Source organism: Erwinia rhapontici, from assembly GCF_012271765.1.
In the GTDB taxonomy this organism is placed as follows: Bacteria; Pseudomonadota; Gammaproteobacteria; order Enterobacterales; family Enterobacteriaceae; genus Erwinia; species Erwinia rhapontici.
Genome location: NZ_VRKO01000005.1, coordinates 192218 through 218756 on the forward strand (window position 1 = coordinate 192218; position 26539 = coordinate 218756).

26 protein-coding genes and 1 riboswitch are annotated in these 26539 nt (G+C 54.3%); of the genes, 17 read left to right on the top strand and 9 right to left on the bottom strand.

The features are described 5' to 3' along the window. Positions 1-322 precede the first annotated feature (322 nt). Positions 323-538 (bottom strand): 30S ribosomal protein S21, encoded by a 216-nt coding sequence (rpsU, locus tag FVB43_RS04015; protein ID WP_001144069.1) that lies wholly within the window; start codon positions 536-538, stop codon positions 323-325. 303 nt (positions 539-841) lie between these two features. Between rpsU and tsaD the strand changes: the two genes are divergently transcribed. After that, positions 842-1855, top strand: coding sequence for a tRNA (adenosine(37)-N6)-threonylcarbamoyltransferase complex transferase subunit TsaD (gene tsaD, locus FVB43_RS04020; RefSeq protein ID WP_133843878.1), 1014 nt, complete (start codon positions 842-844; stop codon positions 1853-1855). A gap of 83 nt (positions 1856-1938) precedes the next feature. On the opposite strand, the gene plsY is transcribed toward tsaD, so the two are convergent. Then, positions 1939-2541: a glycerol-3-phosphate 1-O-acyltransferase PlsY gene (gene plsY, locus FVB43_RS04025; RefSeq protein WP_159337350.1), complete on the bottom strand. Its 603-nt coding sequence runs from the start codon at positions 2539-2541 to the stop codon at positions 1939-1941. 107 nt (positions 2542-2648) lie between these two features. On the opposite strand from plsY, the gene folB reads away from it, so the two are divergent. Both folB and bacA read left to right on the top strand, forming a co-directional pair. Further along, on the top strand, positions 2649-3008 hold the full coding sequence (folB, locus tag FVB43_RS04030; protein WP_133843874.1) for a bifunctional dihydroneopterin aldolase/7,8-dihydroneopterin epimerase: 360 nt from the start codon (positions 2649-2651) through the stop codon (positions 3006-3008). Between the two features lie 143 nt (positions 3009-3151). Further along, complete coding sequence (bacA, locus tag FVB43_RS04035; protein WP_133843872.1) at positions 3152-3973, top strand: undecaprenyl-diphosphate phosphatase; 822 nt, start codon at positions 3152-3154, stop codon at positions 3971-3973. Between the two features lie 43 nt (positions 3974-4016). Here bacA and FVB43_RS04040 read toward each other — a convergent pair whose 3' ends face one another. Together FVB43_RS04040 and FVB43_RS04045 are read right to left on the bottom strand one after the other, a co-directional pair. Beyond that, on the bottom strand, positions 4017-5237 hold the full coding sequence (locus FVB43_RS04040) for a multifunctional CCA addition/repair protein (RefSeq protein WP_159337351.1): 1221 nt from the start codon (positions 5235-5237) through the stop codon (positions 4017-4019). A 140-nt stretch (positions 5238-5377) separates the two neighbouring features. Further along, positions 5378-5998 carry a TIGR04211 family SH3 domain-containing protein gene (locus tag FVB43_RS04045; RefSeq protein WP_133843867.1) on the bottom strand — a complete coding sequence of 207 codons (621 nt, stop codon included), beginning with the start codon at positions 5996-5998 and terminating at the stop codon, positions 5378-5380. Positions 5999-6253: 255 nt separating this feature from the next. Between FVB43_RS04045 and FVB43_RS04050 the strand changes: the two genes are divergently transcribed. The 3 genes from FVB43_RS04050 (at position 6254) to hldE (ending at position 12004) form a co-directional block, all read left to right on the top strand. Then, on the top strand, positions 6254-7558 hold the full coding sequence (locus FVB43_RS04050; protein ID WP_167863418.1) for a CYTH domain-containing protein: 1305 nt from the start codon (positions 6254-6256) through the stop codon (positions 7556-7558). An 86-nt stretch (positions 7559-7644) separates the two neighbouring features. Further along, positions 7645-10479, top strand: coding sequence for a bifunctional [glutamate--ammonia ligase]-adenylyl-L-tyrosine phosphorylase/[glutamate--ammonia-ligase] adenylyltransferase (gene glnE, locus FVB43_RS04055; protein WP_167863419.1), 2835 nt, complete (start codon positions 7645-7647; stop codon positions 10477-10479). A gap of 88 nt (positions 10480-10567) precedes the next feature. Further along, complete coding sequence (gene hldE / locus FVB43_RS04060; protein ID WP_167863420.1) at positions 10568-12004, top strand: bifunctional D-glycero-beta-D-manno-heptose-7-phosphate kinase/D-glycero-beta-D-manno-heptose 1-phosphate adenylyltransferase HldE; 1437 nt, start codon at positions 10568-10570, stop codon at positions 12002-12004. 47 nt (positions 12005-12051) lie between these two features. On the opposite strand, the gene ubiK is transcribed toward hldE, so the two are convergent. Beyond that, positions 12052-12339: a ubiquinone biosynthesis accessory factor UbiK gene (gene ubiK, locus FVB43_RS04065; RefSeq protein ID WP_133843859.1), complete on the bottom strand. Its 288-nt coding sequence runs from the start codon at positions 12337-12339 to the stop codon at positions 12052-12054. Between the two features lie 147 nt (positions 12340-12486). After that, positions 12487-12636, top strand: a riboswitch (FMN riboswitch). 109 nt (positions 12637-12745) lie between these two features. Here ubiK and ribB point away from each other — a divergent pair. Together ribB and ygiD are read left to right on the top strand one after the other, a co-directional pair. After that, entirely contained in the window at positions 12746-13402 is a 657-nt protein-coding gene (gene ribB / locus FVB43_RS04070) for a 3,4-dihydroxy-2-butanone-4-phosphate synthase (protein ID WP_133843857.1), read from the top strand. A 470-nt stretch (positions 13403-13872) separates the two neighbouring features. Next, a complete protein-coding gene (ygiD, locus tag FVB43_RS04075) occupies positions 13873-14658 on the top strand; it encodes a 4,5-DOPA-extradiol-dioxygenase (RefSeq protein ID WP_133843855.1) in 786 nt (261 codons plus the stop codon). Positions 14659-14944: 286 nt separating this feature from the next. Here the strand turns inward: ygiD and FVB43_RS04080 are convergent, their stop codons facing one another. The 3 genes from FVB43_RS04080 to tolC all read right to left on the bottom strand — a co-directional run bounded on the left by FVB43_RS04080 (position 14945) and on the right by tolC (position 18385). Next, on the bottom strand, positions 14945-16105 hold the full coding sequence (locus FVB43_RS04080) for a glutathionylspermidine synthase family protein (protein WP_133843854.1): 1161 nt from the start codon (positions 16103-16105) through the stop codon (positions 14945-14947). A 6-nt stretch (positions 16106-16111) separates the two neighbouring features. Then, on the bottom strand, positions 16112-16774 hold the full coding sequence (locus tag FVB43_RS04085; protein WP_133843852.1) for a DUF1190 family protein: 663 nt from the start codon (positions 16772-16774) through the stop codon (positions 16112-16114). 144 nt (positions 16775-16918) lie between these two features. After that, complete coding sequence (tolC, locus tag FVB43_RS04090; RefSeq protein WP_133843850.1) at positions 16919-18385, bottom strand: outer membrane channel protein TolC; 1467 nt, start codon at positions 18383-18385, stop codon at positions 16919-16921. 210 nt (positions 18386-18595) lie between these two features. Here tolC and nudF point away from each other — a divergent pair, with 210 nt between their 5' ends. From nudF to FVB43_RS04130, 9 genes are all read left to right on the top strand, one after another. Beyond that, positions 18596-19231, top strand: a complete 636-nt coding sequence (gene nudF, locus FVB43_RS04095; protein WP_133843848.1) for an ADP-ribose diphosphatase — start codon at positions 18596-18598, stop codon at positions 19229-19231. Continuing rightward, a complete protein-coding gene (locus FVB43_RS04100) occupies positions 19228-19653 on the top strand; it encodes a DUF1249 family protein (protein WP_133843846.1) in 426 nt (141 codons plus the stop codon). Before nudF ends, FVB43_RS04100 begins: the two co-directional genes overlap by 4 nt. A gap of 104 nt (positions 19654-19757) precedes the next feature. After that, complete coding sequence (gene cpdA, locus FVB43_RS04105) at positions 19758-20585, top strand: 3',5'-cyclic-AMP phosphodiesterase (RefSeq protein WP_133843844.1); 828 nt, start codon at positions 19758-19760, stop codon at positions 20583-20585. Positions 20586-20588: 3 nt separating this feature from the next. After that, complete coding sequence (gene yqiA / locus FVB43_RS04110; protein WP_133843842.1) at positions 20589-21167, top strand: esterase YqiA; 579 nt, start codon at positions 20589-20591, stop codon at positions 21165-21167. A 53-nt stretch (positions 21168-21220) separates the two neighbouring features. Next, positions 21221-23116 carry a DNA topoisomerase IV subunit B gene (gene parE / locus FVB43_RS04115; protein ID WP_133843840.1) on the top strand — a complete coding sequence of 632 codons (1896 nt, stop codon included), beginning with the start codon at positions 21221-21223 and terminating at the stop codon, positions 23114-23116. 308 nt (positions 23117-23424) lie between these two features. Then, positions 23425-24105, top strand: a complete 681-nt coding sequence (locus FVB43_RS04120; RefSeq protein WP_133843838.1) for a type 1 glutamine amidotransferase domain-containing protein — start codon at positions 23425-23427, stop codon at positions 24103-24105. Between the two features lie 76 nt (positions 24106-24181). Continuing rightward, complete coding sequence (locus tag FVB43_RS04125; RefSeq protein WP_133843836.1) at positions 24182-24787, top strand: TetR/AcrR family transcriptional regulator; 606 nt, start codon at positions 24182-24184, stop codon at positions 24785-24787. 162 nt (positions 24788-24949) lie between these two features. Continuing rightward, on the top strand, positions 24950-25117 hold the full coding sequence (locus FVB43_RS24840; protein ID WP_213202222.1) for a YnfU family zinc-binding protein: 168 nt from the start codon (positions 24950-24952) through the stop codon (positions 25115-25117). Between the two features lie 144 nt (positions 25118-25261). Continuing rightward, positions 25262-26164, top strand: a complete 903-nt coding sequence (locus FVB43_RS04130) for a LysR substrate-binding domain-containing protein (protein ID WP_133843834.1) — start codon at positions 25262-25264, stop codon at positions 26162-26164. A gap of 47 nt (positions 26165-26211) precedes the next feature. Here the strand turns inward: FVB43_RS04130 and FVB43_RS04135 are convergent, their stop codons facing one another. Then, a complete protein-coding gene (locus tag FVB43_RS04135; RefSeq protein ID WP_133843832.1) occupies positions 26212-26520 on the bottom strand; it encodes a putative quinol monooxygenase in 309 nt (102 codons plus the stop codon). Between the last annotated feature and the right edge of the window lie 19 nt (positions 26521-26539).

A 26539-nucleotide genomic window follows, 5' to 3' on the forward strand; every position in this document is an offset into this window, starting at 1 on the left:
TATTGGGGATTACCCTTCATCTTTCCGCTTCTGGCGGTGTTGGCTGCCATCGTTCACCCCGGTCACTTACTGATGTAAGCTCCCGGAGATTCACTCCGTTGCCGCCTTGCCAGAAACAGAAAATCATCGGAAATAAATACTTCCGCGTCTTTAGGTGTCTGGCTGTATTGGCGTTTAGGAATCAAAACAGAGCGTTACCGGGGTAACTCTGGCGCTTTCTATTTATGGTTCATAAACGACAACAAGCCGCGCATTCCTTCCGGAAGCACGGCCTGATAACTACTAACTAGTCTGTGAAGCATGAGGGCGAACCCTCAGGATATTAGTACAGACGAGTGCGGCGTGCGTTTTCGCGAGCCAGTTTCTTCGCGTGGCGTTTTACTGCAGACGCTTTAGCGCGCTTACGTTCGGTAGTAGGTTTTTCATAAAACTCACGACGACGAACTTCAGCCAGAACGCCTGCTTTCTCACAAGAACGCTTGAAGCGACGCAGTGCAACGTCGAATGGCTCGTTTTCACGTACTTTAATTACCGGCATGTAACTCTCACCTCGATAAATTCGGTTTTGCTGCTGACATCGGTGCCAGCTCATTTCAAAATGGTGCGGAATTTTACTCCAACACAGGCTTAGTTGTAAAGCACCATAGCATTAAGTAACCAACAGATAGGCCTGTGCGGCTGCCGGTTTTTTTCAGGGGACTGATTATACACGAAACCCACCTCCCTGGTGGGAAAAAAAACACCTTATTGTACAAGGTGTAACCGACTAACCGGGAAATTTGCCGCCCGCAAAAGCGCCTTCATGCTACACTGCGCGCCGCAAGAATGAGGTGAAAAATCCATGCGTGTTCTCGGAATTGAAACATCCTGCGATGAAACCGGCATTGCCATTTATGACGATGCGGCCGGTTTGCTCGCCAATCAACTTTACAGCCAGGTCAAACTCCACGCCGACTACGGTGGCGTGGTACCGGAACTGGCTTCGCGCGATCACGTGCGTAAAACCGTGCCGCTGATACAGGCGGCGCTGAAGGAAGCCGGGCTTCAGGCGCAGGATATCGATGCGGTGGCGTATACCGCAGGTCCTGGGCTGGTAGGGGCACTGCTGGTCGGCGCGACCATTGGCCGCTCGCTGGCGTTTGCATGGGATGTCCCGGCGATTGCCGTGCACCACATGGAAGGGCATCTGCTGGCACCGATGCTGGAAGATAATCCACCGGACTTCCCGTTTGTGGCGCTGCTGGTTTCTGGCGGCCATACGCAGTTGATTAGCGTCACCGGCATTGGTGAATATACCCTGCTGGGTGAATCAGTGGATGATGCTGCCGGTGAAGCCTTCGATAAAACCGCTAAACTGCTGGGGCTGGACTATCCTGGCGGGCCGATGCTGTCAAAAATGGCGCAACAGGGTGTGGAAAAGCGTTTTGTCTTCCCGCGTCCAATGACCGATCGCCCAGGGCTGGATTTTAGTTTTTCCGGCCTGAAAACCTTCGCGGCGAATACCATTCGCGACAATGACGACAGTGAGCAGACCCGCGCTGACATAGCACGTGCTTTTGAGGATGCCGTGGTCGATACGCTGGCGATAAAATGCCGCCGGGCGCTCGATCAAAGTGGATTCAAGCGGCTGGTGATTGCCGGGGGCGTCAGCGCGAACCGCACGCTGCGCAGTAAGCTGGCGGAGATGATGGAGAAGCGGGGCGGTGAGGTGTTCTACGCTCGTCCGGAATTCTGTACCGACAACGGCGCGATGATCGCTTATGCTGGGATGGTGCGGATGAAAGGTGACAAACACGCCGATCTCAGTGTCACCGTGCGTCCGCGCTGGCCGCTGGCGGAACTGCCTGCATTATGATTGGGGTCAGGCGCGCCTGACCCCAGGATAAATGTTCTCATCAGGTTCAGGCATGCCTGAACCCGACATCAATGCACGATGCCCTAGGGTTTCTTCTTTTTCTTTTTCCAAATCTTATTTTCCTGCCCGCGCCACAGGCGCTGAATATTGTCGTGATGACGTAACAGGATCAGGCAGGAAAGCATGGCGACGGGAAAAGTAAACTGCGGTTTAAACCACCAGACGTAGAACGGGGCAATCAGTGCGCTGATAATCGCACCCAGCGAAGAGTATCCGCTTAACAGCACGGTCAGCAGCCAGGTTCCCGTCATTAAACCCGTGAGATCCCAGCCGATTGGGGCGATAGCACCAAATGCGGTGGCCACGCCTTTGCCGCCTTTGAAATGAAAGAAGACCGGGTAAATATGGCCGAGGCAGGCCGCAATCGCGGTCAGACCAAGATAAAGCGGCGTCACGCCCAGGTGATAAGCCAGCCATACCGGCAGCATCCCTTTGCATACATCAAACACCAGCACCGTAGCGGCGGCACCTTTACCACCGAGGCGCAGCACGTTAGTGGCACCTGGGTTGCCCGAGCCATTGTGGCGCGGGTCCGGCAATCTGAACAGTCGACAGACCAAAATCGCGCTGGAGATGGAGCCACACAGATACGCGAAAATGATCATGCCAAGCGCGAATACACTCATAACACCGTTCCGTCTTGTGGGGGTCGTTTTAAAGTCAGCATCCGTGGATAATACGCATAAACCGCCGGGGATGGTATCCGGCAACCACAAAAACAGAGAGCCGTATCATGGATATCGTATTTATTGATCAACTGTCCGTTATCACCACCATTGGCGTTTACGACTGGGAACAAACGATTCAGCAGAAGCTGGTGTTCGATGTCGAAATGGCATGGGACAACCGTAAAGCGGCTGCCAGTGATGATGTTAACGATTGTCTGAGCTATGCCGATGTATCTGAAGCGATTATTAACCACGTCAGCCAGGGTAAATTTGCGTTGGTAGAGCGTGTAGCAGAAGAGATTGCATCACTGCTGCTGGCTCGATTCGCCTCGCCGTGGGTCAAAATCAAAGTCAGTAAACCGGGTGCTGTCGCTCAGGCGCGCCAGGTGGGCGTGGTCATCGAACGCGGGACTAATCCTAAATAAATCCGTTTTCATTGCCATCACGATGAAACCAAACCACATTATGCTCTGTCTTAAGGTTGCCCTAATGCAGTTGGGGCACATTGGGCGGAAGCGTAAAGCGACCGCCATTTTTCATGGTTTAACCAGGGTTAGGGGTAGATTTGATGGCAGATATTCATCAGCTATGGGTGGCAGCAATACTTGGGATTGTAGAGGGGCTGACGGAGTTTCTCCCCGTATCTTCTACCGGGCATATGATCATTGTCGGTCATTTACTGGGGTTTGAAGGCGAAAAAGCGGAGACCTTTGAAGTTGTGATTCAGCTCGGCTCGATTCTGGCCGTCGTAGTGATGTTCTGGCGTCGTTTGTTCGGCCTGATTGGCATTCACTTTGGTGAAGTCAAACATGAGGGCACAGGCCAGGGTAAGCTGACTCTGATTCATATCCTGCTGGGTATGGTGCCCGCCGTGGTGATTGGGCTGTTACTGCATGATAAAATCAAAACGTTGTTTAACCCGGTCAACGTGATGTATGCGTTGGTGGTGGGTGGCGTGCTGTTGATTGCGGCTGAATTGCTGAAGCCAAAACAGCCGAAAGCGGTGGGTGTGGATGACATTACTTATCGTCAGGCGTTTATTATTGGCTGCTTCCAGTGTCTGGCGCTGTGGCCGGGCTTTTCACGTTCCGGAGCCACCATTTCGGGCGGGATGCTGATGGGCGTAAGCCGTTATGCTGCGTCTGAGTTCTCGTTTCTCCTCGCAGTGCCGATGATGATTGGCGCGACCGGTCTGGATCTCTACAAGAGCATGGGCTTCCTGACGATGGCTGACTTCCCGATGTTTGCCGTCGGTTTTGTCACCGCGTTTATCGTGGCGTTGATCGCGATTAAGAGCTTCCTGCACATCATCAAACGTATTTCGTTTATCCCGTTCGCTATCTATCGCTTTATCGTGGCAGCCGCGGTTTACGCGGTATTTGTCCTGTAACGTGCATTGGGTCAGGCTTGCCTGACCCTTACGTTTGGCAATATTAAGCGGTTTTCCAGTTTTCCAGTGCCGCTATCCGGCGGCGCGTCAGTTCTTCCCGCACCTCCGCGCCTTTGAAACCGGCCGCGACAACGTCTTTTGTCGACACGCTCAACGCGACCTTCCACGCCTCACGCAGATAATCTCCCTGCGGGTACGGATTATTTTCGAATCCGGTGCGCCCACGGGCATCGGCTTCGCTGGTCAGTGCGATTTGCTCCACGCGATGGGGTTTGCGCCAGGCATCCAGTCGGTCAAACAACGCCACCAGCGTGGTTGCTGACTGGTTCTGGACGGTATGCACCAGGTCGTGAAATTCGGTCACCAGCAGTGCCAGATCGCGCAGGGCATTCGGAATACGTAAGCGTTCACACAGGGCCGCGACCAGCGGTACGCCTGCCGGACCATGTCCGTGATGGCTTGGCCACTTTTCTGGCGGCGTCAGGGCTTTGCCCACATCGTGGAATAACGTGGCGAAACGGATATCAACCTCCGGGCTGAGCTGGGCTGCCATCGCCAGCGTCATCAGCGTATGCACGCCGGTGTCGATCTCGGGGTGCCATTTTGCCGGGGCGGGAACGCCGTACAGGTTGTCCAGCTCCGGAAACAGCACCGCCAGTGCCCCGCAGTCACGCAGTACCTGGAAAAAGACCTGCGGGTTGCGTGTTTGTAAGGCCGCTTCAGTCTCTTTCCAGACGCGCTCTGGCGTGAGGTGAGAGAGTTCGCCGCTCTCTGCCATCGATTGCATCAGGGCGAGGGTTTCACTGGCAATGTGGAAGTTAAGATGGGCGTAACGGGCGGCAAAACGCGCTACGCGTAGCACACGCAGTGGATCTTCATTGAAGGCTTCAGAGACGTGGCGAAGCAAACGGTTTTCAAGATCGTCACGCCCGCCGTAGGGATCATAGTAGTGGCCGTCGGCGTCCTGCGCGATGGCATTGATGGTCAGATCGCGCCGTGCCAGATCCTGCTCAAGTGTGACATCCGGCGCGGAATAGCAGACAAACCCGGTATAACCGCTGCCGGATTTACGTTCGGTGCGGGCCAGCGCATACTCTTCATGGCTTGAAGGGTGCAAAAACACCGGGAAGTCGCGGCCTACCTGCTCAAAGCCCAGCTCCAGCATCTGCTGAGGAGAGGCACCTACCACCACCCAGTCTTTGTCTTTCACCGGCAAATTCAACAGTCCATCGCGCACGGCGCCGCCGACAAGGTATGTTTTCACTGCGGGTCTCCACAAGGCTGATAATCAGAATTAACTGAGTATTAATCGTCAGACTATAACATCCATGTTGCGTAAATGATAAATCGCAGACATGGCAAAAAGGGCATCCGCAGATACCCTTAACGCAAACAAGTGCAGGATTAGTTCATCCAGCGATCGCTTTTTTTCCGGCGTGGGATCATATGAGGAAGTAGCAGGCCCAGCACCAGGCCAACGCCAGCGACACCGCCACCATACATAAACCACTGCATAATGATGGTGCGCTGCTTGTCATCCAGTTGCACATTGGCCGCATCGACTTTTTTCTTCGCGACGACCAACTGGTTTTTTAACTGCTGATTCTCTTCTTTCAGGCTGTTGATCGCGTCATCGCTGCCAGCGACCTTTTTTTGCATATCGGCGGTGCGGTTATTCCAGCTACTGTCGATGTTCGCCAGTTTAGCGGTGAGCATTTTCACCTGTTCTTCCAACTGCGGGACGCGGGTACGCAGGCTGGGCTGTTGGCTAAGCTGGGCCAGCGGGATCCAGGTGGTACGGCCCTGGCTGTCACGGATTTGGCCATAGTTGCTGCTATCATTCGACTGCAGCAGGGCAACTTCTTCGCCTGCGTTTAACGTGCCGATCAGACGGTAATCATTACCGGGGCCACTGCGAACCCAGGTGGACAGCTCGTCGGAGATGTAGCGTTTTTCTTCGGCATGAACGGTTGCCGCAGCACTCAACGTGAGCAATGTCAGGCCGATGAGGTGAGTTATTTTCATTCGAACTCTTTCTAAATAAGGGCTGTAAAAAGGTAATCGCACAGTCTGGAGCGGCCTCACAGAAAGCTGAATGAGAACTATCCTGGTCTCAAGCAGCCTGAGAGGTTGTGCGCGAAAACGTAATAAACCAGAGACAGTGCTGTCTCTTGTGCATTACTCTTCATAGGCAAAAGGAACGATCGCCCGCCTGGCAATGCGAGCATAATCAGACACCTTAACCGTTTACTCTGCCGTTAACGACGTAAATAAGACATTATGACCATCGAAATCGAATTAAAGTTCATTGCCGCACCAGAAGCGGCTGCAAAAATCGCCAGCAAACTCACCGCCTGGCCTCATCAGTACACTGCCGGTCAGACGTTGACGAATATCTACTTCGAAACCCCTGACAACCAGCTGCGCCGTTGGGATATGGGGCTGCGTATTCGCGGCTTCGGTGACCGCTATGAAATGACGCTGAAAACCGCCGGTCAGACGATTGGTGGGCTGCACCAGCGCCCGGAATATAATGTGGCACTGGCTAAGCCCGAGCTGGATATTCAGCAACTGCCTGCCGATGTCTGGCCTGCAGGAACCGATATCACAGCCTTACAACCGCAGCTCAAGGCGCTGTTTAGCACGAATTTTGTGCGTGAAAAGTGGGTGGTTACTTACCTACAAAGCGAGATAGAGGTGGCCTATGACTGCGGTGAGATCACGGCAGATGACCGCTGTGAACCCTTGATGGAAGTCGAGCTGGAGCTGAAAAGCGGTCAGCGCGATGACCTGCTGGCCTTTGCCGCTGAACTGGCAACGATTGACGGTCTGCGTCTGGGGAGCCTGAGTAAAGCGGCGCGAGGTTATTCGTTGGCTCAGGGCGACCTGCCGCGTGCGCTGCGTCCGGTTCCCCTGCTAAAAGTGAAGCCAAAAGCGACCGTGGAAGAGGGAATGCGTGCATCATTTCTGCTGGCATTAAGCCAGTGGCAATATCACGAGGAGCTGTGGCTGCGCGGCAGTTCGGGTGCGTTGCATGAAGTGAAAGATGCGCTTGAAGTGCTGCGTCAGACGTTTTCTCTTTACGGTGCGCTGGTGCCACGCAAAGCCAGCAGCGAACTGCGTCAGAAGCTGACGTTGCTGGAAGAGGCGTTGCAGGATGATCAGCCTGACGCGCAAAAATGTTGCTTCAGTCCCCTCTGGCTGGAAACTCAGTTAGCGCTTACTCACTGGATTGCCACTGAGCGCTGGCGCCAGTTCGTCGATCAAAAGTCGGATGCCAAACTACAAGGTTCGTTCAAACGCTTCAGCGACATCATGCTGGGCCGCATTGCAGCCGATCTGAAAGAGACATTCGACCACCTGAATCATTCGGGTGAATATCAGGACAAACTGACGCGTTTGCATCGCCAGATTCTGGCGGTTCATCTGCTGGCGGGCGCCTATGATGCCACCCTCGTCAATGCGTGGTTACAAAGCTGGAAGCAGCTGCGTGAAGCCATTGTGGGGCAGCAGGATGTCTGGCTGGATGCCCATCGTCAGCAGGCGCTGAAACAGTCGGCGTTCTGGAAAAACGGCAGCCTGTAACCCGTTTCGGGGTCTTTCAATGCAATCCCCCTCATAATGCGAGCTGCAGCTCGAAGTATGAAGGGGGTATAGGGAGTGTTTATTGTATGGGGCCATCACCAGCTCAACCTCTGCCGCTGCTCATGCAGGAACAGCGTGCGTTGCTTAACCCGCTGTTTAGCGAGGCTTCTGTGCAGCAGCAGGCAGTATTGGTATTTAGCGATTTTATCAGCGATAACCTGGCAAAATACCCTGAATGGTGGCAGCAGCTTCAGCACTCCCCGCCGCACCCGGATGAATGGCATCATTATGCTGACTGGCTGCAAGCAAAGCTGGAGACGGTGCATGATGAGAATGCGCTGATGCGCGAACTCCGCCTGTTCCGTCGTCATATGCTGACGCGCATTGCCTGGATGCAGACGCTGGCCACCAGTGATACACAACACTCTTTACGTCAACTGAGCGAACTGGCGGAAGCCCTGATTGTGGCTGCCCGCGACTGGTTATGGCACGCCTGCTGCCGTGATTTTGGCACCCCAATGAACGCCGCCGGAGAACCCCAGCCGCTGTTGATCCTCGGCATGGGAAAATTGGGCGGCGGCGAACTGAATTTCTCCTCTGATATCGATCTGATTTTCACCTGGCCGGAAAACGGCACCACGCAGGGGGGCCGCCGTGAACTGGACAATGCTCAGTTCTTTACCCGTCTGGGTCAGCGGTTGATCAAGGTGCTGGATCAGCCCACGGCCGATGGCTTTGTTTATCGCGTTGATATGCGCCTGCGCCCGTTTGGCGACAGCGGGCCATTAGTGCTGAGTTTTGCGGCGCTGGAAGATTATTACCAGGAGCAGGGACGCGACTGGGAACGCTATGCAATGGTCAAAGCGCGCCTGATGGGCGGTGGGAATGACCGCTGGAGTGAGGAACTGCGCCAAATGCTGCGACCGTTTGTGTTTCGTCGCTACATTGATTTCAGCGTGATCCAGTCACTGCGTAATATGAAAAGCATGATCGCTCGCGAAGTCCGGCGACGCGGGCTGACGGATAACATTAAGCTCGGTGCGGGCGGTATTCGCGAAACGGAATTTATCGTTCAGGTGTTCCAGCTGATCCGTGGCGGGCGTGAGCGTTCACTTCAGCTACGTTCCCTGTTGCCAACGCTGGACGCGATTGGTCAGTTGAATCTGTTACCGGCAGAGCAGGTGGAGCAGTTACAGGATGCCTATCTGTTCCTGCGTCGGCTGGAAAACCTGCTGCAAAGTATTAACGATGAACAGACGCAGACGCTGCCGGGTGGCGAGCTGGATCGCGCGCGTCTCGCCTGGGCGATGGGTTTTGCCGACTGGGCTGCATTACATTTTGAGCTGGATCGCCATATGCTGGCGGTACGGACCATTTTTAACGATCTGATTGGTGACGATGCGCCTGAAAACGGTGAGAACCGTGAAGCGGGTGAATATGGCGTATTGTGGCAGGATCAGCTGGAAGAGGCAGAGCTGGAACCGCTGGTCCCCCATCTCGACAGCGGTGCACGCCAGCTATTGCTGCGCACGATTACCGATTTCCGTCAGGACGTCGATAAACGGACGATTGGCCCGCGTGGCCGTCAGGCGCTGGATCAACTGATGCCGCGACTGTTGAGTGAGGTTGTGCCGCGTGATGATGCCCCGGTCACGCTGAGCCGTCTGACGCCATTGCTGCTGGGCGTGGTGACGCGCAGCACCTATCTCGAGCTGCTCACTGAATTCCATGGTGCGCTGAAGCACTTAATTCGCTTGTGTGCTGCTTCCCCGATGGTCGCCAGCCAGCTGGCGCGACATCCGCTGCTGCTGGATGAACTGCTCGACCCTGCCACGTTGTATCAGCCCACCGCAACGGATGCCTATCGCGATGAACTGCGACAATATCTGCTGCGTATCCCGGAAGAGGATGAAGAGCAGCAGCTGGAAGCGCTGCGCCAGTTTAAACAAGCACAGCATCTGCGTATTGCTGCCGCGGATATTGCCAAAACCTTGCCGGTGATGAAAGTGAGCGATCACCTGACCTGGCTGGCGGAAGCGATGATTGAGACCGTGGTTCAGCAGGCGTGGAACATGATGGTTCAGCGCTACGGCCGGCCTTCCCATCTGACCACCGACAGCGAGCGCGGCTTTGCGGTTGTGGGCTACGGCAAACTGGGGGGCTGGGAGTTGGGTTACAGTTCTGACCTCGATCTGGTGTTCCTGCATGACTGTCCGTCAGAAGCGGTGACACTGGGTGAGCGTAGTATTGACGGAAGGCAGTTTTATCTGCGCCTGGCACAACGTGTGATGCATCTGTTTAGCACCCGTACTTCCTCCGGTATTCTCTACGAAGTGGATGCCCGCCTGCGCCCGTCAGGGGCGGCGGGGATGCTGGTCAGCACCTTCGATGCCTTTGATGACTATCAGCGCAATGAAGCCTGGACCTGGGAGCATCAGGCGTTGGTGCGCGCGCGCATCGTGTTTGGTGACGCCGCCCTGAGCCAGCGTTTCGACCAGATCCGCCGTGGCATTCTCTCGATACCCCGAGAGGCCGACGCGCTGAAAACAGAAGTGCGCGAAATGCGTGAGAAAATGCGCGCCCATCTGGGTCACAAGCACAAAGGGCGTTGGGATATCAAAGCCGATGAAGGCGGGATTACCGATATTGAATTTATTACGCAATACCTGGTGCTGCGTTATGCCGCCCAGGAGCCCATGCTGACCCGCTGGTCCGATAACGTGCGCATTCTGGCGTTGCTGGCGAACAGCGGCAAAATGGAGCAGGAAGAGGCGGAAGCACTGACGCATGCTTATGTCACGCTGCGCGATGCCTTGCACCATCTGGCGTTGCAGGAGCTGCCTGGCCTGGTAGAGGATACGGCCTGGTCAGGTGAAAGATCGGTGGTCAATGCCAGTTGGCAGGCATGGTTGGGCGCCTGATTTCACGTGCAGATGCGATGATTTGCCATTAAGACAATTGTGATATCATCGCGCGCACTCATTTTTACTGCAGTCTGGAGTCTCTGGAATGAAAATTACACTACCCGATTTTACGCGTGCGGGTGTGCTGGTGGTTGGCGATGTGATGCTGGATCGCTACTGGCACGGCCCAACCAGCCGCATTTCACCTGAGGCTCCGGTGCCAGTGGTGAAAGTGGATCATGTGGAGGAGCGCCCTGGTGGTGCGGCCAACGTAGCGATGAATATTGCCGCGCTGGGTGCTGCTTCACGACTGGTTGGATTGACCGGTGTTGATGATGCCGCGCGTGCCCTCAGCGCGTCCCTGGCTGGCGTGAATGTCCAGTGTGATTTTGTCTCTGTGCCTACTCATCCGACTATTACTAAACTGCGCGTGTTGTCTCGCAATCAGCAGCTCATCCGTCTGGATTTCGAAGAGGGATTTGAAGGCATTGATCCTGAGCCGATGCATCAGCGTATTGAGCAGGCGCTGCCAACAATTGGCGCGTTAGTGCTGTCTGATTATGCGAAAGGCGCACTGGCCACCGTGGAAACGATGATTGCCCTGGCGCGTAAAGCGGGGGTTCCGGTATTGGTGGATCCGAAAGGTACCGATTTCGGTCGCTACCACGGTGCAACGCTGCTGACGCCAAACCTCTCCGAATTTGAAGCGGTGGTGGGCAAGTGTAAATCGGAAGAAGAAATTGTGGAACGCGGTACTGCTCTGATGCAGCAGCACGCGCTGTCTGCGTTGCTGGTGACCCGTTCAGAGCACGGTATGACCCTGCTTCAGCCGGGCAAAGCGCCATTCCATATGCCGACCCTGGCGCAGGAAGTGTTCGATGTCACCGGTGCGGGTGATACGGTGATTGGCGTGCTGGCGGCGGCGCTGGCGGCGGGTAACTCGTTGGAAGAGAGCTGCTTCCTGGCCAATGCGGCCGCGGGCGTGGTGGTGGGTAAACTCGGTACCTCAACGGTTTCTCCGGTAGAGCTGGAAAATGCGATCCGCGCGCGCCCGGAATCGGGTTTTGGTGTGATGGATGAAGCTCAGTTGATTGCCGAAGTGACGAAAGCCCGTCAGCGCGGTGAAAAAGTGGTGATGACCAACGGCGTATTCGACATTCTGCACGCCGGGCATGTTTCCTACCTGGCCAATGCCCGTAAGCTGGGTGACCGCCTGATTGTGGCGGTAAACAGCGATGCCTCGACCCGACGTCTGAAAGGGGAAACCCGCCCGGTGAACCCGCTGATTAACCGTATGATCGTGCTGGGTGCGCTGGAAGCTGTAGATTGGGTGATTGGGTTTGAAGAAGATACGCCGCAGCGTGTGATCGCTGAGATCCTTCCCGATCTGTTGGTGAAAGGCGGCGACTATAAGCCAGAAGACATTGCTGGCAGTAAAGAGGTATGGGCCAACGGCGGTGACGTGCGAGTGCTCAACTTCGAAGACGGTATTTCTACCAGTAATATCATTAAAACGATTATTTCTGGTACCGGAAGAAACTAGCCTTCAACGGCTGCCCGGGGAGGGCAGCCGTATCACTAAAGCGTGGCCTATTCTGCCGCTTTTGGCTCGCTAACGACCGGTACGGGGGCAGGGGAAACGCGGCTTTCCAGCTCTGTCAGGCGCTGTTCCAGCGCAGCCAGCTTCTCGCGGGTACGCAGCAGTACCTGAGTCTGTACATCAAACTCTTCGCGGTTAACCACATCCAGACGGGTCAGCTGTGCCTGTAATGTCTGACGGATTTTCTTCTCCACATCATCACCAAACTCACGGATGCCTTTCGGCATAGACTCATGGACCTGACGGGCCAGTTGTTCAATTTTTTTTGGGTCAAGCATAGCGGTTTCCTGATAACAGCGAATTTTATCCTAGTGTAATCCCAGATGCGTTCGGTATAAACCTGAAAACACCATAGCGAAAAAATGGATATCAATTTGCCCATTTTGTTCGTTGATCTGTCACTTTTTCAGCGCTATGATGATTTTGCTTATTCTCAGGGCGGGGCGAAATTCCCCACCGGCGGTAAATCAGCTTTTGCTGAAAGCCCGCGAGCGCTTCAGGGTCATTCCTGAAGGACAGCAGATCCGGTGTAATTCCGGGGCCGACGGTTAGAGTCCGGATGGGAGAGAGTAACGATTCTTGACGGGCTTTTGCTCGCCTCGCGTTATTTTTTTGTCACCGCATGACACTCCTAAGCACGCCCTGGTTCTGGTAACCCATACATTTATTTAAGGTTTATTTACCATGAATCAGTCGCTACTTTCTGAATTTGGCACGCCTGAACAGCGTGTAACCCGCGCCATCGAAGCACTGCGCGAAGGCCGCGGTGTGATGGTTTTAGACGATGAAGATCGTGAAAATGAAGGTGATATGATCTTCGCCGCTGAAACCATGACCGTTGAGCAGATGGCACTGACCATTCGCCACGGCAGCGGCATTGTCTGCCTTTGTCTGACGGAAGAACGTCTGGAACAGCTGGACCTGCCAATGATGGTGCAGAACAACACCAGCTCTTACGGCACCGGTTTTACCGTGACGATTGAAGCGGCACAGGGTGTGACCACCGGTGTTTCCGCCTCTGACCGCCTGACCACCATCCGCACCGCCATTGCTGACAATGCAAAGCCAGAAGACCTTAATCGTCCTGGCCACGTGTTCCCGCTGCGTGGACGTTCAGGTGGTGTTCTGACCCGCGGTGGCCATACTGAAGCCACTATCGACCTGGTCACGCTGGCAGGTTTCAAGCCAGCCGGTGTTCTGTGTGAACTGACCAACGATGATGGCTCTATGGCGCACGCGCCGGAAGCGGTGGTGTTTGCTAAACAACACAACATGCCAGTTGTGACGATCGAAGATCTGGTGGCGTATCGTCGTAGTCACGAGACGCGTCAGGCCAGCTAAATTCCCCGTCATACTTCAAGCGATGGGTGCGTTGGCTCTCCTCGCGCGCCCCGGTCATATACTGATGTATGCTCCCGGGGACTTGCTGCGTTGCCGCCTGCCCATAGCTTGAATTATTTAGGGGAGTTCCCCGTCATACTTCAAGCGATGGGTGCGTTGGCTCTCCTCGCGCGCCCCGGTCACATACTCATGTATGCTCCCGGGGACTTGCTGCGTTGCCGCCTGCCCATAGCTTGAATTATTTAGGGGAATCCCTCGTCATACTTCAAGTGGTGGGCGCATTGGTTCTCCTGTAGCTTGAATTATGCAAAGGAATTCCCCCCGCCATACTTCCTTCAATCTGCATTCTTTCCTTCCGCTATTTCCCCTTCAAATTTTCTGAATATCTTCGTCAGGGTTATCCAGGTTCATCCGTGGAAAAAAGGGCGTAATGTGACTTCCATTGAATACCACTTTCTGGGAATCACACCATGAGCCACACACGTATGCCTGCACTTTTCCTCGGTCACGGCAGTCCGATGAACGTACTGGAAGAAAATATCTGGACCGAGACCTGGCGTGAGCTGGGGAAAAACCTGCCACGTCCAAAAGCGATCATTGCCGTTTCTGCCCACTGGTACACGCGCGGCACGGCGGTGACGGCGATGGAAAAACCACGCACAATTCATGATTTTGGCGGCTTCCCGCAGGCGTTGTTTGATACACGGTATCCGGCTCCGGGATCGCCGGCACTCGCCCGCCAGATAGCGGAAACACTGGCCCCGGTGGCAGTCGATCTGGATCAGGAGTGGGGATTCGATCACGGTTCCTGGGGCGTATTAATCAAAATGTACCCGGATGCGGACATTCCCGTGGTGCAACTCAGCGTGGATGGGACGAAACCTGCCGCATACCATTTTGAATTAGGCCGTAAACTGGCAGCGCTGCGCGATCAGGGCATCATGATTGTTGCCAGTGGAAACGTGGTACACAACCTGCGTATGGTGCGCTGGCAGGGCGAAGCAGAAGCCTATCCGTGGGCAGAATCTTTTAACCAGTACGTGCGCGATAATCTGAGCTGGGAAGGCGAAGATGAGCAGCATCCACTGGTGAACTTTATGCAGCACGAGGGGGCGGCGCTGTCGAACCCGACACCAGAACATTACCTGCCGTTGTTGTATGTGCTCGGCGCACGTGCTGAGGGCGAAGCGATATCTGTCCCGGTGGATGGGATTGTGATGGGGTCATTAAGCATGCTGTCGGTGCAGGTGGGGTAGCAGAGGCCGGGCATGCCCGGCCACTACGTGACCATTTTGCACAAGCATATGTAGGGGCGAGGCATACCAGACCACGGCGTGCAATTTTGCACAAGCATATGTAGGGGTGAGGCATACCAGATCACGGCGTGCAATTTTGCACAAGCATATGTAGGGGCGAGGCATACCAGACCACGGCGTGCAATTTTGCACAAGCATATGTAGGGGTGAGGCATACCAGACCACGACGTGCAATTTTGCACAATCATGGGTAGGGGCGAGGCATGCCTCGCCCGACGATCACACATTATTCGATAAACGCGTGTGGATAGAAGCGCGAGAGATCCTGAGTGATCAGATCGCGGTCTTCACGCAAACCAATACCCGCTGGCTGATCGTTGATCAGCCAGGATCCGATCAGCGTATAGCTGTCGCCGAACTTTGGCAGCGGATGGAACTGCTGCACGATCATACCTTCCTCACCGTACGGCCCATCAACACGTGCAATCTCTTTACCGTTTTCTACGATGCGGATATTGGCACCCTCGCGGGAAAACAACGGTTTAACCACATATTTATCCATATGCGGTACGTTATCTTCAGCAAAGTAAGCGGGCAGCAAGTTCGGATGGTTCGGGAACATTTTCCACAGCAGCGGCAGCAGCGCTTTATTGGAAATAATGCTTTTCCAACCAGGCTCCAGCCAGCGCACACCGGCGTCAGCCAGTTTGGTGGAGAACATCTCACGCAGCATAAATTCCCATGGATAGAGCTTAAACAGATTGCCGATCACCTGATCGTGAACATCGGTAAACTGCCCTTTCTCACCCAGGCCGATTTCATCCATATACAGGAATTCACTCGGTAGCCCGGCTTCCGTGGCGCAATCCTGCAGATACTGAACGGTGCCACGATCTTCATCGGTATCACGGCAGCAGGCAAAGTGTAGCCAGCTAAAACCGTGCTGCTGATGCAGTTCGCCAAAGCGCTCGATCAGTTTTTCCTGCAGGCTGTTGAACTGATCGCTACCCGCAGGGAGCACGCCAGCATTCAGCTGGTCTTCCAGCCACAGCCACTGGAAGAAAGCCGCTTCATACAGCGAAGTGGGGGTATCGGCGTTATTTTCCAGCAGCTTGGCCGGCGTTACACCGTCCCAGGCGAGATCCATTCTTGAGTAAAGTGACGGCTGGCCGCTTTTCCAGGATTCACGCACAAAATCCCAGGTGTGCTTCGGAATGCGGAACTTGGTCAGCAGTTCTTCACTGTTGACCACCAGTTCCACCGCCTGCAAACACATCTGATGAAGTTCGCTGGTCACATCTTCCAGTGACTCAATCTGCTGCAACGTGAACTGGTAATAGGCATCTTCACACCAGTACGGTTCCCCGTGCATGGTGTGAAAACGAAAACCATATTCCGTCGCTTTTTCCCGCCAGTCAGGGCGTTCAGCAATGGCAATACGTTTCATTGGCGATTAGCCCCCCATGCTGCGGTTGGTGCTGGTAGCACTGCTGCGCTGCATGGTGGCTTGCTTGGCAACGGACTCACCGAAGCCACCGCGGGTGACGGTGCTGGTGGTGGCCGGTTTTGGCGCCAGCGCTGTTTTAGGCACTGTCATGGTACGGCCCGAGGTTGCTGCGCCGAAGCTCTTGCCGCTGGCATCAACGAACTTGCCGTTGGCCGGGCTGGCTGGGTTCTTCGAGGAGAACAGCGGCTGCTGCTGCCCCATACCGCCACCCATCATACGGCCCATCATGTAACCGGCCATCAGTGGCATCCAGAAGCTTCCGCTGGACTGAGATTCCGCATTGGTAGTACCTACGCCCGCCTGAGCAGGAGCCTGCTGGCACTGACCTTCACCAAACTCTGCCACGCAGTCTTCACGGGTCGCATATTTCGGTGCGGTTTTGACCGCTTCTTCTTTGGCGCTATTAAACGCCGTAGTGCACTGTGCGCTCTTGCCTGGGTTAGCGGCCGAGCAGTCATCAGCGTTCTGATACATCGATACAGTTTCGTCGGCCTGTTCACATGCGGCCAGCATAAATACTGCACTCACCGCCAGTGCGACCGGCGTTAAATGGCGTGCACTCCAGCTTTTGCGAAAGGAGGCATGATTAATCTGTTTAGTCCGTTTCATCACTTTTCGTCCTGTGCCCAAAGGTAGTGCATAGGATAGGGGAACAGCGGTGAAAAATGAAGCGATGAAGCCTGACCTGGAGGGGATCTTTACGTAGCTATACGTTTGATTGTGAAGGGGCAGCGTTTGCTGCCCCTTGGGGAATTACTGACTGAATGGATTACTGTTGCCGCGGGTAGCCGATTTGTTGCTAACCGGCGTCGCTTTGCTGGCTGAACGGGGTTCAGCACTGTCCGCGTTGGCAGCTTGCTGTGCATTTTCCGGGGCGACGATTTCTGGCGAGGTGCCGACATCTTTGCCCAGATGATTGTTCAGCGTTTGCAGATCCTGCTCGTTCAGCGTACCCAGCGCAGATTTAATATTGAGCTGGTTAATCATGTAGCTGTAACGGGCATTCGCCAGCTGCTGCTTAGCGTTATACAGCGTGGTGGTGGCATCCAGCACGTCAACGATAGTACGGGTACCCACGGAGTAACCGGCTTCCATCGCATCCAGCGAGCTCTGTGCAGAGACAACCGCCTGCTTGTAAGCGTTAATGCTGCTGATCGAGGCGTTCACGTTGTTAAACGAGGAACGCACGGTCTGGATGGCGGAACGGTGTGCGCTTTCCAACTGCTCACTGGCGGCAACAAACGCATATTGCGCCTGTTTCACCTGGGAACTAACGGCACCGCCGCTGTACAGTGGCAGGTTGAAGCTCAGACCTACCTGGTTACTGCCTGTGATGTTGTCAGTGTTATTGGGACTGGAACGGTCGCCGCCATAACGGTTGTTGGATAAACCGGTTGAGGCCGTCAGATCCAACGTAGGCATATGGCCGGTTTCTGATGAACGAATCTGCTCACGCGCCAGGTCCTGAGACAGGCGTGCAGAAAGCAGCGACAGGTTGCGGCTTTCCGCTTCCTTCAGCAGGGCATTCACTGGCTGAGGTTTTTCCGTTTTAAACGCATCGACGTTCAGCGATGCCAGGCTTGGATAGTAATTGCCGGTCACCTGACGCAGTGTTTCTACCGCGTTATCGAGGTCGTTACGCGCGGAAACTTCGCTGGCCAGTACGCTGTCGTACTGGGAGCGTGCGTTCTGCACATCAGTGATGGCGACCAGACCCACGTTAAAACGCTGAGTGGTCTGATCCAGTTCACGGTAAATAGATTGCTTCTGGGCTTCGGTATACGACAATGTGTCGATCGCGTTCAACACATTGAAATAGGCGGTTGCGGTGTTCAGAATCAGGGTCTGTTGTGCCGTCTGATAAGTGACATCCTGGATGCCTGCCGTTTTTTCCTGCAGCGTCAGTGCACGCCATTTTGACATGTCAAAAATGGTCTGAGTCAGCTGTAACGACGCGCTTTTGGTGGTGCTATTGGTATCTCTGGCATCACGGTAGCCGCTGTTATAGGTATAGTCAGCGCCCAGGCCTAACTGTGGTAGCAGTGGGCTGCGGGATTCGTTAATTTTCTCAAAGGCAGCATCACGATCGGCGGCAGAGCTACGAAGGTCAGGATTTGATAAACGTGCCTGCTGATATACCTGCAGCAGGTTTTCAGCCTGGCTGGCAACACTGAAGCCGCCCAGGCTCAGACCGATGAGTAAAGGGAGCAGTTTGTTCATTTGCATTCCTTGTAGTGCAGCAAAATTGCTATGGTAGCGCTGACGTAGGCCAAAAATTATCGCCGATAATAGCAGAGAGTTCCGATAAGGTAAGTTGGCTGAAAGTGCCATCCTGCCTTAATTTACTCAAATAAGTCGTTAAGAACCAGACAACTGTCGGAATACTATTGCACTTTACGTTTTTGCCATCACTTAGCAGGAGACAGAGTTATGGATACTGGTCGTAAATACCCAGTGACTTTCACAAAAAACGATGTAGAAATTATTGCACGAGAGACGCTTTATCGCGGTTTTTTTTCGCTCGAACGCTATCGCTTTCGTCATCGCTTGTTTAATGGCGGTATGAGTGGTGAAGTGACGCGGGAAATTTTTGAGCGCGGTCACGCTGCCGTGCTGCTACCCTATGACCCGAAACGTGATGAAGTGGTGCTGATTGAGCAGATCCGTATTGCCGCTTACGATACCAGCGCGACGCCCTGGGTGCTTGAACTGGTGGCCGGGATGATCGAACCGGGAGAAACCCCGGAGGGTGTGGCGCGCAGAGAAGCTCTGGAAGAAGCCGGGCTAACGCCGGGTCGTATCAAGCCGATTAGCAATTACCTCTCTAGTGCGGGAGGCACCTCCGAGCGTCTGGCGGTGTTTGTCGGTGAAGTGGATGCCAGCGTGGCGCAGGGAAACCACGGCCTGGAGGAAGAGAATGAGGATATTCTTGTGCATGTGGTCAGCCGGAGTCAGGCTTATCAATGGGTGGAACAGGGGAAAATCGATAACGCTGCTGCTGTCATTGCTTTGCAATGGCTGGAGTTGCACCATAAACAGCTACGCCAAGAGTGGAATCCTGAATAATGAAACGTTATGTCCCCGACTTTCCTGAAATGATGCGTGTCTGCGAAACGAACTTTGCGCAGCTGCGGCGTTTATTGCCAAAGGAGGATCGGGTGGGTGAATCGATGGCGTATCAGGTGAACGGTGCCAGCTATCTCATAACCATTCAGGAGTCGACCCGTTACACCACGCTGGTGGAAATCAGGCAAACGGCCCCTGCGGTCAGTTACTGGAGCCTGCCTTCGATGTCCGTGCGGTTGTATCATGACGCGATGGTGGCGGAAGTGTGTTCCACTCAGCAGATCTATCGCTTTAAAGCACGCTATGATTATCCTAATAAAAAGCTGCATCAGCGTGATGAAAAGCACCAAATTAACCAATTTTTAGCGGACTGGTTGCGCTACTGTTTGTCCCACGGTGCGATAGCCGTTCCGGTATGTTGAAAACGCTGCAACAATTTTCAGATGTGTACCCAAATGAATGTATAAAGCAGGAAGCCGATGCGCCTGCGGCCTGAAACAGATGGGTATTACCTTAAGGACTTTGATTGGATAGCCTGTTAAAACTTCCTGTGGCGAGTGGGTCCAAAGTCAGGATTTTACAGATAACGGACACTCACCTTTTTGCAGGTAAACATGAAACGCTGCTAGGGGTAAATACCTGGGCCAGTTTTGATGCCGTGCTGGATGTTATCGCAGCGGATAAGCGTCACTACGATTTGATTGTCGCCACTGGCGATCTGGCACAGGACCACTCCGCTCTTGCCTATCAGCATTTCGCTGAGGGCATTGCTCGCCTGCCTGCCCCCTGCGTCTGGTTGCCTGGCAACCATGACTTCCAGCCAACCATGTTTACCACGCTGGCGGCCTCGACGATTGCCGACCAAAAACAGGTGCTGGTCGGGGATCACTGGCAAATTGTGTTGCTGGACAGTCAGGTCTTCGGTGTCCCGCACGGTGAACTGAGCGAGTACCAGTTGGAATGGCTTGAAAGTGTACTGGCAGCAGAGCCGCAGCGGCACACGTTGGTATTATTGCATCACCATCCGGTACCGTCTGGCTGTTCGTGGCTTGACCAACACAGTCTGCGTAATCCGCATATGCTGGATACGGTCCTGCGACGCTATCCGCAGGCGAGAAATTTGTTATGCGGGCATATCCATCAAGAACTCGACCTTGAATGGCAGGGGCGGCGTGTGCTGGCTTCACCTTCCACCTGCGTCCAGTTCAAACCACACTGTACCAACTTCACGATTGACGCTGAGTCTCCAGGCTGGCGCTGGCTGGACCTGTATGACGATGGTCGGCTCGACACTCAGGTGCAACGTCTGACCACGCGCATATTTAACCCGGATCTCGACTCAGAAGGATACTGACCGATGGCCACGCTGCTTTATCTGCATGGTTTTAACAGTTCGCCGCAGTCTGCCAAGGCAACGCAGTTTAAACAGTGGCTGGCAGAGCAACGTCCTGACATCACTCTGCATGTGCCCCAGCTTCCGGCATTCCCCTCCGAAGCTGCCGCGCTGCTGGAGACGTTTGTTATGCAGTCAGCGGGCGAGCCGCTGGGCATTATAGGCTCGTCGTTGGGCGGTTATTATGCCACCTGGCTGTCCCAATGTTTCACGCTGCCCGCCGTGGTGGTGAACCCAGCGGTACGCCCGTTTGAGCTGCTGGCTGATTACCTCGGCCACAACGAGAACCCATACACCGGTCAGCAATATGTGTTAGAGTCTCGCCATATTTACGATCTAAAAGTGATGCAAATTGACCCGTTAGAGTCACCAGACTTGCTCTGGTTACTGCAACAAACGGGTGATGAAGTGCTCGACTACCGCCAGGCCCTGGACTACTACAGCGCCTGCCGCCAAACGGTAGAAGAGGGCGGAAATCATGCTTTTATCGGATTCGAACGCCATTTCTCCGCGATGCTCGACTTCCTGGGTTTCCAGGAATGAGATAGCCGGAGTCTGGTCACTCATTTTTAGCCACCACCAATCAGATTGTTACGATGACTCAATCCAGCTACAACGCTGACTCCATTGAGGTTCTCAGCGGCCTTGAACCCGTGCGTCGCCGCCCGGGCATGTACACCGATACCGTGCGTCCTAACCACTTAGGCCAGGAAGTGATCGATAACAGCGTGGATGAAGCGCTGGCCGGTCACGCTAAACGCGTGGAAGTGATTCTGCACGCTGACCAGTCGTTGGAAGTGATCGACGACGGGCGCGGCATGCCGGTGGATATTCACCCCGAAGAGGGCGTGCCGGCCGTTGAGCTGATTTTCTGCCGCCTGCATGCCGGGGGCAAATTCTCCAATAAAAACTATCAGTTCTCAGGTGGCCTGCATGGCGTCGGGATCTCGGTGGTCAACGCCCTGTCAACACGTGTGGAAGTTACCGTTCGTCGTAACGGTGAAGTGTACGAGATGGCGTTTGAAAACGGCGATAAAGTGCAGGACCTGACGGTCACTGGCACCGTCGGCAAACGTAACACCGGCACCCGCGTACAGTTCTGGCCGGATGTCTCTTTCTTCGACAGTCCGCGTTTCTCGGTCTCACGTTTGAGCCATCTGCTGAAAGCGAAAGCGGTGCTGTGCCCGGGTGTTGAGATTGTCTTTAAAGACAAAGTGAACAACACCGAGCAGACCTGGTGCTACGCCGATGGTCTGACGGACTATTTGATGGAAGCGGTTAACGGCCTGCCAACCCTGCCAGAAAAAGCCTTTGTGGGGGCCTTCTCCGGTGATGTGGAAGCGGTGGACTGGGCGCTGCTGTGGTTGCCAGAAGGCGGCGAGCTGTTGACGGAAAGTTACGTTAACCTGATCCCGACCATGCAGGGCGGTACGCATGTTAACGGCCTGCGTCAGGGTCTGCTCGACGCGATGCGCGAGTTCTGCGAATACCGCAATATTCTGCCGCGCGGCGTGAAGCTGTCGGCGGAAGACATCTGGGATCGCTGCGCCTACGTGCTGTCGGTCAAAATGCAGGACCCGCAGTTTGCCGGGCAGACTAAAGAGCGTTTGTCATCCCGTCAGTGCGCGGCCTTCGTTTCAGGCGTGGTTAAAGATGCCTTCAGCCTGTGGCTGAACCAGAATATCCAGACAGCAGAAATGCTGGCAGAAATGGCGATTTCCAGCGCGCAGCGTCGCCTGCGTGCGGCGAAAAAAGTGGTGCGTAAAAAGCTGACCAGCGGACCGGCGCTGCCGGGTAAACTGGCGGACTGTTCTGCTCAGGATCTTAACCGTACCGAGCTGTTCCTGGTGGAAGGGGATTCGGCGGGCGGTTCTGCCAAGCAGGCTCGCGACCGTGAATATCAGGCGATCATGCCGCTGAAAGGTAAGATCCTCAATACGTGGGAAGTCTCCTCTGATGAGGTTCTGGCATCACAGGAAGTGCATGATATTTCAGTGGCGATCGGTATCGATCCTGACAGTGACGATCTGAGCCAGCTTCGCTACGGCAAGATCTGCATCCTTGCGGATGCGGACTCCGATGGTCTGCACATTGCCACGCTGTTGTGCGCGCTGTTTGTGCGCCACTTCAGCACGCTGGTGAAAAACGGTCACGTCTACGTTGCGATGCCGCCGCTGTACCGTATCGATCTCGGTAAAGAGGTCTATTACGCGCTGGATGAAGACGAGAAGGCCGGTATTCTTGAGCAGTTGAAGCGCAAGAAAGGCAAACCGAATGTGCAGCGATTCAAAGGTCTGGGTGAGATGAACCCGTTACAGCTGCGCGAAACCACGCTGGATCCCAACACGCGTCGTCTGGTGCAGCTCACCATCAGCGATGAGGATATTCAGCACACCATGGCTATCATGGACATGCTGTTGGCGAAGAAACGCTCCGAAGACCGCCGTAACTGGTTGCAGGAAAAAGGCGATATGGCTGAAATCGAAGTCTGATGTCAGTTGACCCTGGAGTTGAAGTTAAGCTGTTGAAAAAGAGAATTAATTTCCCAGTTTATTGAAAGGTGATCGCCGGGGGGCAGTTTTTTTAAACTGCCTTTTAAGCAAGGATGCTTTTGCCTCACGCTGAATGATCTGTCCCCAGGATGAAAGACAATCTGAAGATGTTTACTATTATTTGTAGACGACTGGTCTAATTGCTGTTAGCTTAACGACATGACTTGAGCAGATGAAGCCTTGTTACAACTACCATCTAGACGACTGGTCTAATTCAAGCATTTCAAACTGACAGGCAGGAGATTAAGATGAAGATTCTTATGGTGTTAACCTCACACGACCAGCTGGGCAATACCGGACGTAAAACTGGTTTCTGGCTTGAAGAGCTGGCAGCTCCCTACTACGCATTTAAAGATGCGGGCGCAGAAATTACGCTGGCCTCGCCAAAGGGCGGCAACCCGCCGTTAGATGCAAAAAGTAATGAGCCGGATTTTCAGACTGAACAGACCCACCGCTTTGAGGCCGATGCAGAAGCAACTGCCCAGCTTGCCGCCACGGTGCGTCTGGACAGCATTTCGCAAGACGGGTACGACGCGGTCTTTTATCCGGGCGGCCATGGCCCGCTGTGGGATCTGGCCGAAGATAAAAACTCTATCGCGCTGATTGAAGCCTTCCTCGCGGCAAACAAGCCTGTGGCACTGGTCTGCCATGCACCGGGCGTCCTTCGCCACGTTAAAACACCCGAAGGGCAACCGCTGGTGGCAGGCCGCAAAGTCACCGGCTTTACCAATAGTGAAGAGGACGCAGTGGGCCTGACTGACGTGGTGCCTTTCCTGGTGGAAGATGAATTGATTGCCAAAGGTGGAATTTATTCCAAAGGGGCGGACTGGAGTTCGTATGTCGTCAGCGATGGTCTGCTGATCACCGGACAAAATCCAACTTCATCAGCGGCAACGGCGGAACAACTGATCCGACAGCTGACCGAATAAACGGTGCTTACCTGGGGCAGCGATATTTAGCTGCCCCATATAGACGACTGGTCTAGTTTTTTGGTAACGTTAACCTATGACGACTTCAACTCAACATCATAGCAACGACATCCGCGACCATATCCTCGCCACAGGCCAACGTATCATGGCAGGCAAGGGTTTTTCGGCTGTCGGATTAAACGAAATACTCACTGATGCGGGTGTGCCCAAAGGTTCGTTTTATCACTACTTCAGCTCGAAAGAAGCATTTGGGGTAGCGATGCTGGCTCGTTATTTTGATGATTATCTGGCAGAAATTGATAGCACCCTGAGCCAGCCTGGTCTCAATATGGCGCAGCGGCTGATGAACTACTGGCGGCAATGGCGTGAATCACAATCGTTTTCGCATTGTCAGGGTAAGTGCCTTGCCGTGAAACTCGGGGCTGAAGTGGCCGATCTTTCTGACACTATGCGCGTGACACTTGAGTCAGGAACTTCAGGAATCATATCGCGCCTTGCGGAAGCGTTAGAGGCCGGTGTCGCCGAGGGTTCTCTGACTATCGATGATCATCCCACCAACGTGGCGGAAAACCTTTATCAGCTTTGGTTGGGTGCCAGCGTGATGGTCAAAATTGTGCGCAATACAGGCCCGTTTGATTCAGCCATGCGCCTGACGCAGAAAATTATTCGCATCGCTCCTTAACGAGGATTAACGGATGCGGCCTTGTGACAGAGGGTTATGTTGAGCATTCACAGCCTGTTGGCGCACCATTTTGATAGCTAAAACTGCTTTTAAGAAAGAAAGAGTAAGGGGAATGTTGATTGAGGGTGTACTATACGCGTCCAAACAACACAGGAAATATTTATGGCTTATAATCAAAAACAACCTAAATCCAACGGCTTCCTCATCTCCATCGCATGTCCTAAATGCAGTAAAAATTCCGACCACAGTGCTCCAAGAGTTCATAAGAACAAAAATCTTCTTTGCCCATTCTGCAGTGTTCTTTTTACCCCTTCTGAAAGTAAAATCTAATCATCTGCTTTGCTGACGCTTGATCGGATTGTTTCCGTATTCACGCCCGGTAATGCCGTAAACGCATAAAAATGTCAACCTGCGCCAGGACTCGTGATGATTCTGTTAGTATTGTGAGTGTCATCTTTCCAGCAGGTTGAACTATTGAAAATCACCCTTGAAGAGCTTCGTGCGTGGGTTGTTGTGGTCGATACCGGTTCGATCACTGCCGCCGCAGAGCAGCTTAACCAGACCACGTCCGGTATCAGCCGCGCCCTCAGTCGGCTGGAAAGCAAGCTGCAAACCACGTTGCTGCACCGCACCACTCGCCGTATCGCACTGACTGAAGAAGGGCAGATCTTTCTTGAGCACGCGCGGCAGATCATTCGTTCAGTCGAAACCGCCGAAGAGCAGATCGCTCAGCGGCGTGAGATCCCGTCTGGCCGGCTGCGCGTCAATGCCGCCACGCCGTTTATGCTGCATGTGATTGTGCCGCTGATGCCGGAGTTTTCACGCCGTTATCCGCTGATCCAGCTGGAGCTGAATACTGATGAAGTGGTGATCGATCTGCTGGAACAGCAGACGGATATCGCGATCCGTATTGGCGAGCTGCGCGATTCCACGATGCATGCTCGCGCGCTGGGGTGCAGCAGGCTGCGGCTGATGGCCAGCCCGGGCTATCTGGAGGAGCATGGTGTACCGCAAAGCGTGGCCGATATGGTCGAGAACCATCGGTTACTGGGCTTCTGCAATCTTGACCAGCACAATATCTGGCCGGTATGGCGGGTGGAGGGGGAGCTTTTACAGATTAAACCAACGGTGATGGCATCAAGTGGGGAAACGCTGCGCCAGCTGGCGGTGAACGGCATGGGTATTACCCGCGTGTCGGATTTTCTCAGCCGTGAGGATCTGGCTTCCGGTCGGCTGGTGCCGGTTCTGGAGGCTGAAACGCGTGAGATGCACCACCCGATTCATGCTGTGTACTACCGTAACAGCACGCTGTCGGCGCGGATCAGCTGTTTCCTGGATTTTCTCAGTGAGCAGTTTGCCAGCAAGACGTTGTTATAAGGCAAAAAGCAGGGGCTGACCTTCTGTTCCGATCAGCCCGCGTGTCTTTACAGTGCCGGTTCCAGCACAAAGATCTTCACATCCACCACATCGTTTTTAATCGCGGTACGGTGTGCTTCCATATGGGCAGCCTGCTGATGCTGCTCAAGATGGCGCAGTGAGTCCCAGTGCTCCACCATAAAGATCGAGTCCGGTGAGTACTGCTTCCACGGTACCTGGGCTTTATGGTCAATCAGCGCCTGATAACTGCCGCAGCCTTCCTCATCCAGAACGACAGGCGTCAGCGTTTCTATCGCTTGTAAAACGGCAGTACGTCGGCCTGGCTTGATACAAATTTCAGCGATCACGGTCAGCATACTGTTTCCTTTTACTCGA

What these genes read in the sequence shown, in the direction of transcription:
- rpsU (WP_001144069.1), bottom strand. Translation starts at nt 538, where the DNA reads ATGCCGGTAATTAAAGTACGTGAAAACGAGCCATTCGACGTTGCACTG.
- tsaD (WP_133843878.1), top strand. Translation starts at nt 842, where the DNA reads ATGCGTGTTCTCGGAATTGAAACATCCTGCGATGAAACCGGCATTGCC.
- plsY (WP_159337350.1), bottom strand. Translation starts at nt 2,541, where the DNA reads ATGAGTGTATTCGCGCTTGGCATGATCATTTTCGCGTATCTGTGTGGC.
- folB (WP_133843874.1), top strand. Translation starts at nt 2,649, where the DNA reads ATGGATATCGTATTTATTGATCAACTGTCCGTTATCACCACCATTGGC.
- bacA (WP_133843872.1), top strand. Translation starts at nt 3,152, where the DNA reads ATGGCAGATATTCATCAGCTATGGGTGGCAGCAATACTTGGGATTGTA.
- FVB43_RS04045 (WP_133843867.1), bottom strand. Translation starts at nt 5,998, where the DNA reads ATGAAAATAACTCACCTCATCGGCCTGACATTGCTCACGTTGAGTGCT.
- FVB43_RS04050 (WP_167863418.1), top strand. Translation starts at nt 6,254, where the DNA reads ATGACCATCGAAATCGAATTAAAGTTCATTGCCGCACCAGAAGCGGCT.
- glnE (WP_167863419.1), top strand. Translation starts at nt 7,645, where the DNA reads ATGGGGCCATCACCAGCTCAACCTCTGCCGCTGCTCATGCAGGAACAG.
- hldE (WP_167863420.1), top strand. Translation starts at nt 10,568, where the DNA reads ATGAAAATTACACTACCCGATTTTACGCGTGCGGGTGTGCTGGTGGTT.
- ubiK (WP_133843859.1), bottom strand. Translation starts at nt 12,339, where the DNA reads ATGCTTGACCCAAAAAAAATTGAACAACTGGCCCGTCAGGTCCATGAG.
- ribB (WP_133843857.1), top strand. Translation starts at nt 12,746, where the DNA reads ATGAATCAGTCGCTACTTTCTGAATTTGGCACGCCTGAACAGCGTGTA.
- ygiD (WP_133843855.1), top strand. Translation starts at nt 13,873, where the DNA reads ATGAGCCACACACGTATGCCTGCACTTTTCCTCGGTCACGGCAGTCCG.
- FVB43_RS04080 (WP_133843854.1), bottom strand. Translation starts at nt 16,105, where the DNA reads ATGAAACGTATTGCCATTGCTGAACGCCCTGACTGGCGGGAAAAAGCG.
- FVB43_RS04085 (WP_133843852.1), bottom strand. Translation starts at nt 16,774, where the DNA reads ATGAAACGGACTAAACAGATTAATCATGCCTCCTTTCGCAAAAGCTGG.
- tolC (WP_133843850.1), bottom strand. Translation starts at nt 18,385, where the DNA reads ATGAACAAACTGCTCCCTTTACTCATCGGTCTGAGCCTGGGCGGCTTC.
- nudF (WP_133843848.1), top strand. Translation starts at nt 18,596, where the DNA reads ATGGATACTGGTCGTAAATACCCAGTGACTTTCACAAAAAACGATGTA.
- yqiA (WP_133843842.1), top strand. Translation starts at nt 20,589, where the DNA reads ATGGCCACGCTGCTTTATCTGCATGGTTTTAACAGTTCGCCGCAGTCT.
- parE (WP_133843840.1), top strand. Translation starts at nt 21,221, where the DNA reads ATGACTCAATCCAGCTACAACGCTGACTCCATTGAGGTTCTCAGCGGC.
- FVB43_RS04120 (WP_133843838.1), top strand. Translation starts at nt 23,425, where the DNA reads ATGAAGATTCTTATGGTGTTAACCTCACACGACCAGCTGGGCAATACC.
- FVB43_RS04125 (WP_133843836.1), top strand. Translation starts at nt 24,182, where the DNA reads ATGACGACTTCAACTCAACATCATAGCAACGACATCCGCGACCATATC.
- FVB43_RS24840 (WP_213202222.1), top strand. Translation starts at nt 24,950, where the DNA reads ATGGCTTATAATCAAAAACAACCTAAATCCAACGGCTTCCTCATCTCC.
- FVB43_RS04135 (WP_133843832.1), bottom strand. Translation starts at nt 26,520, where the DNA reads ATGCTGACCGTGATCGCTGAAATTTGTATCAAGCCAGGCCGACGTACT.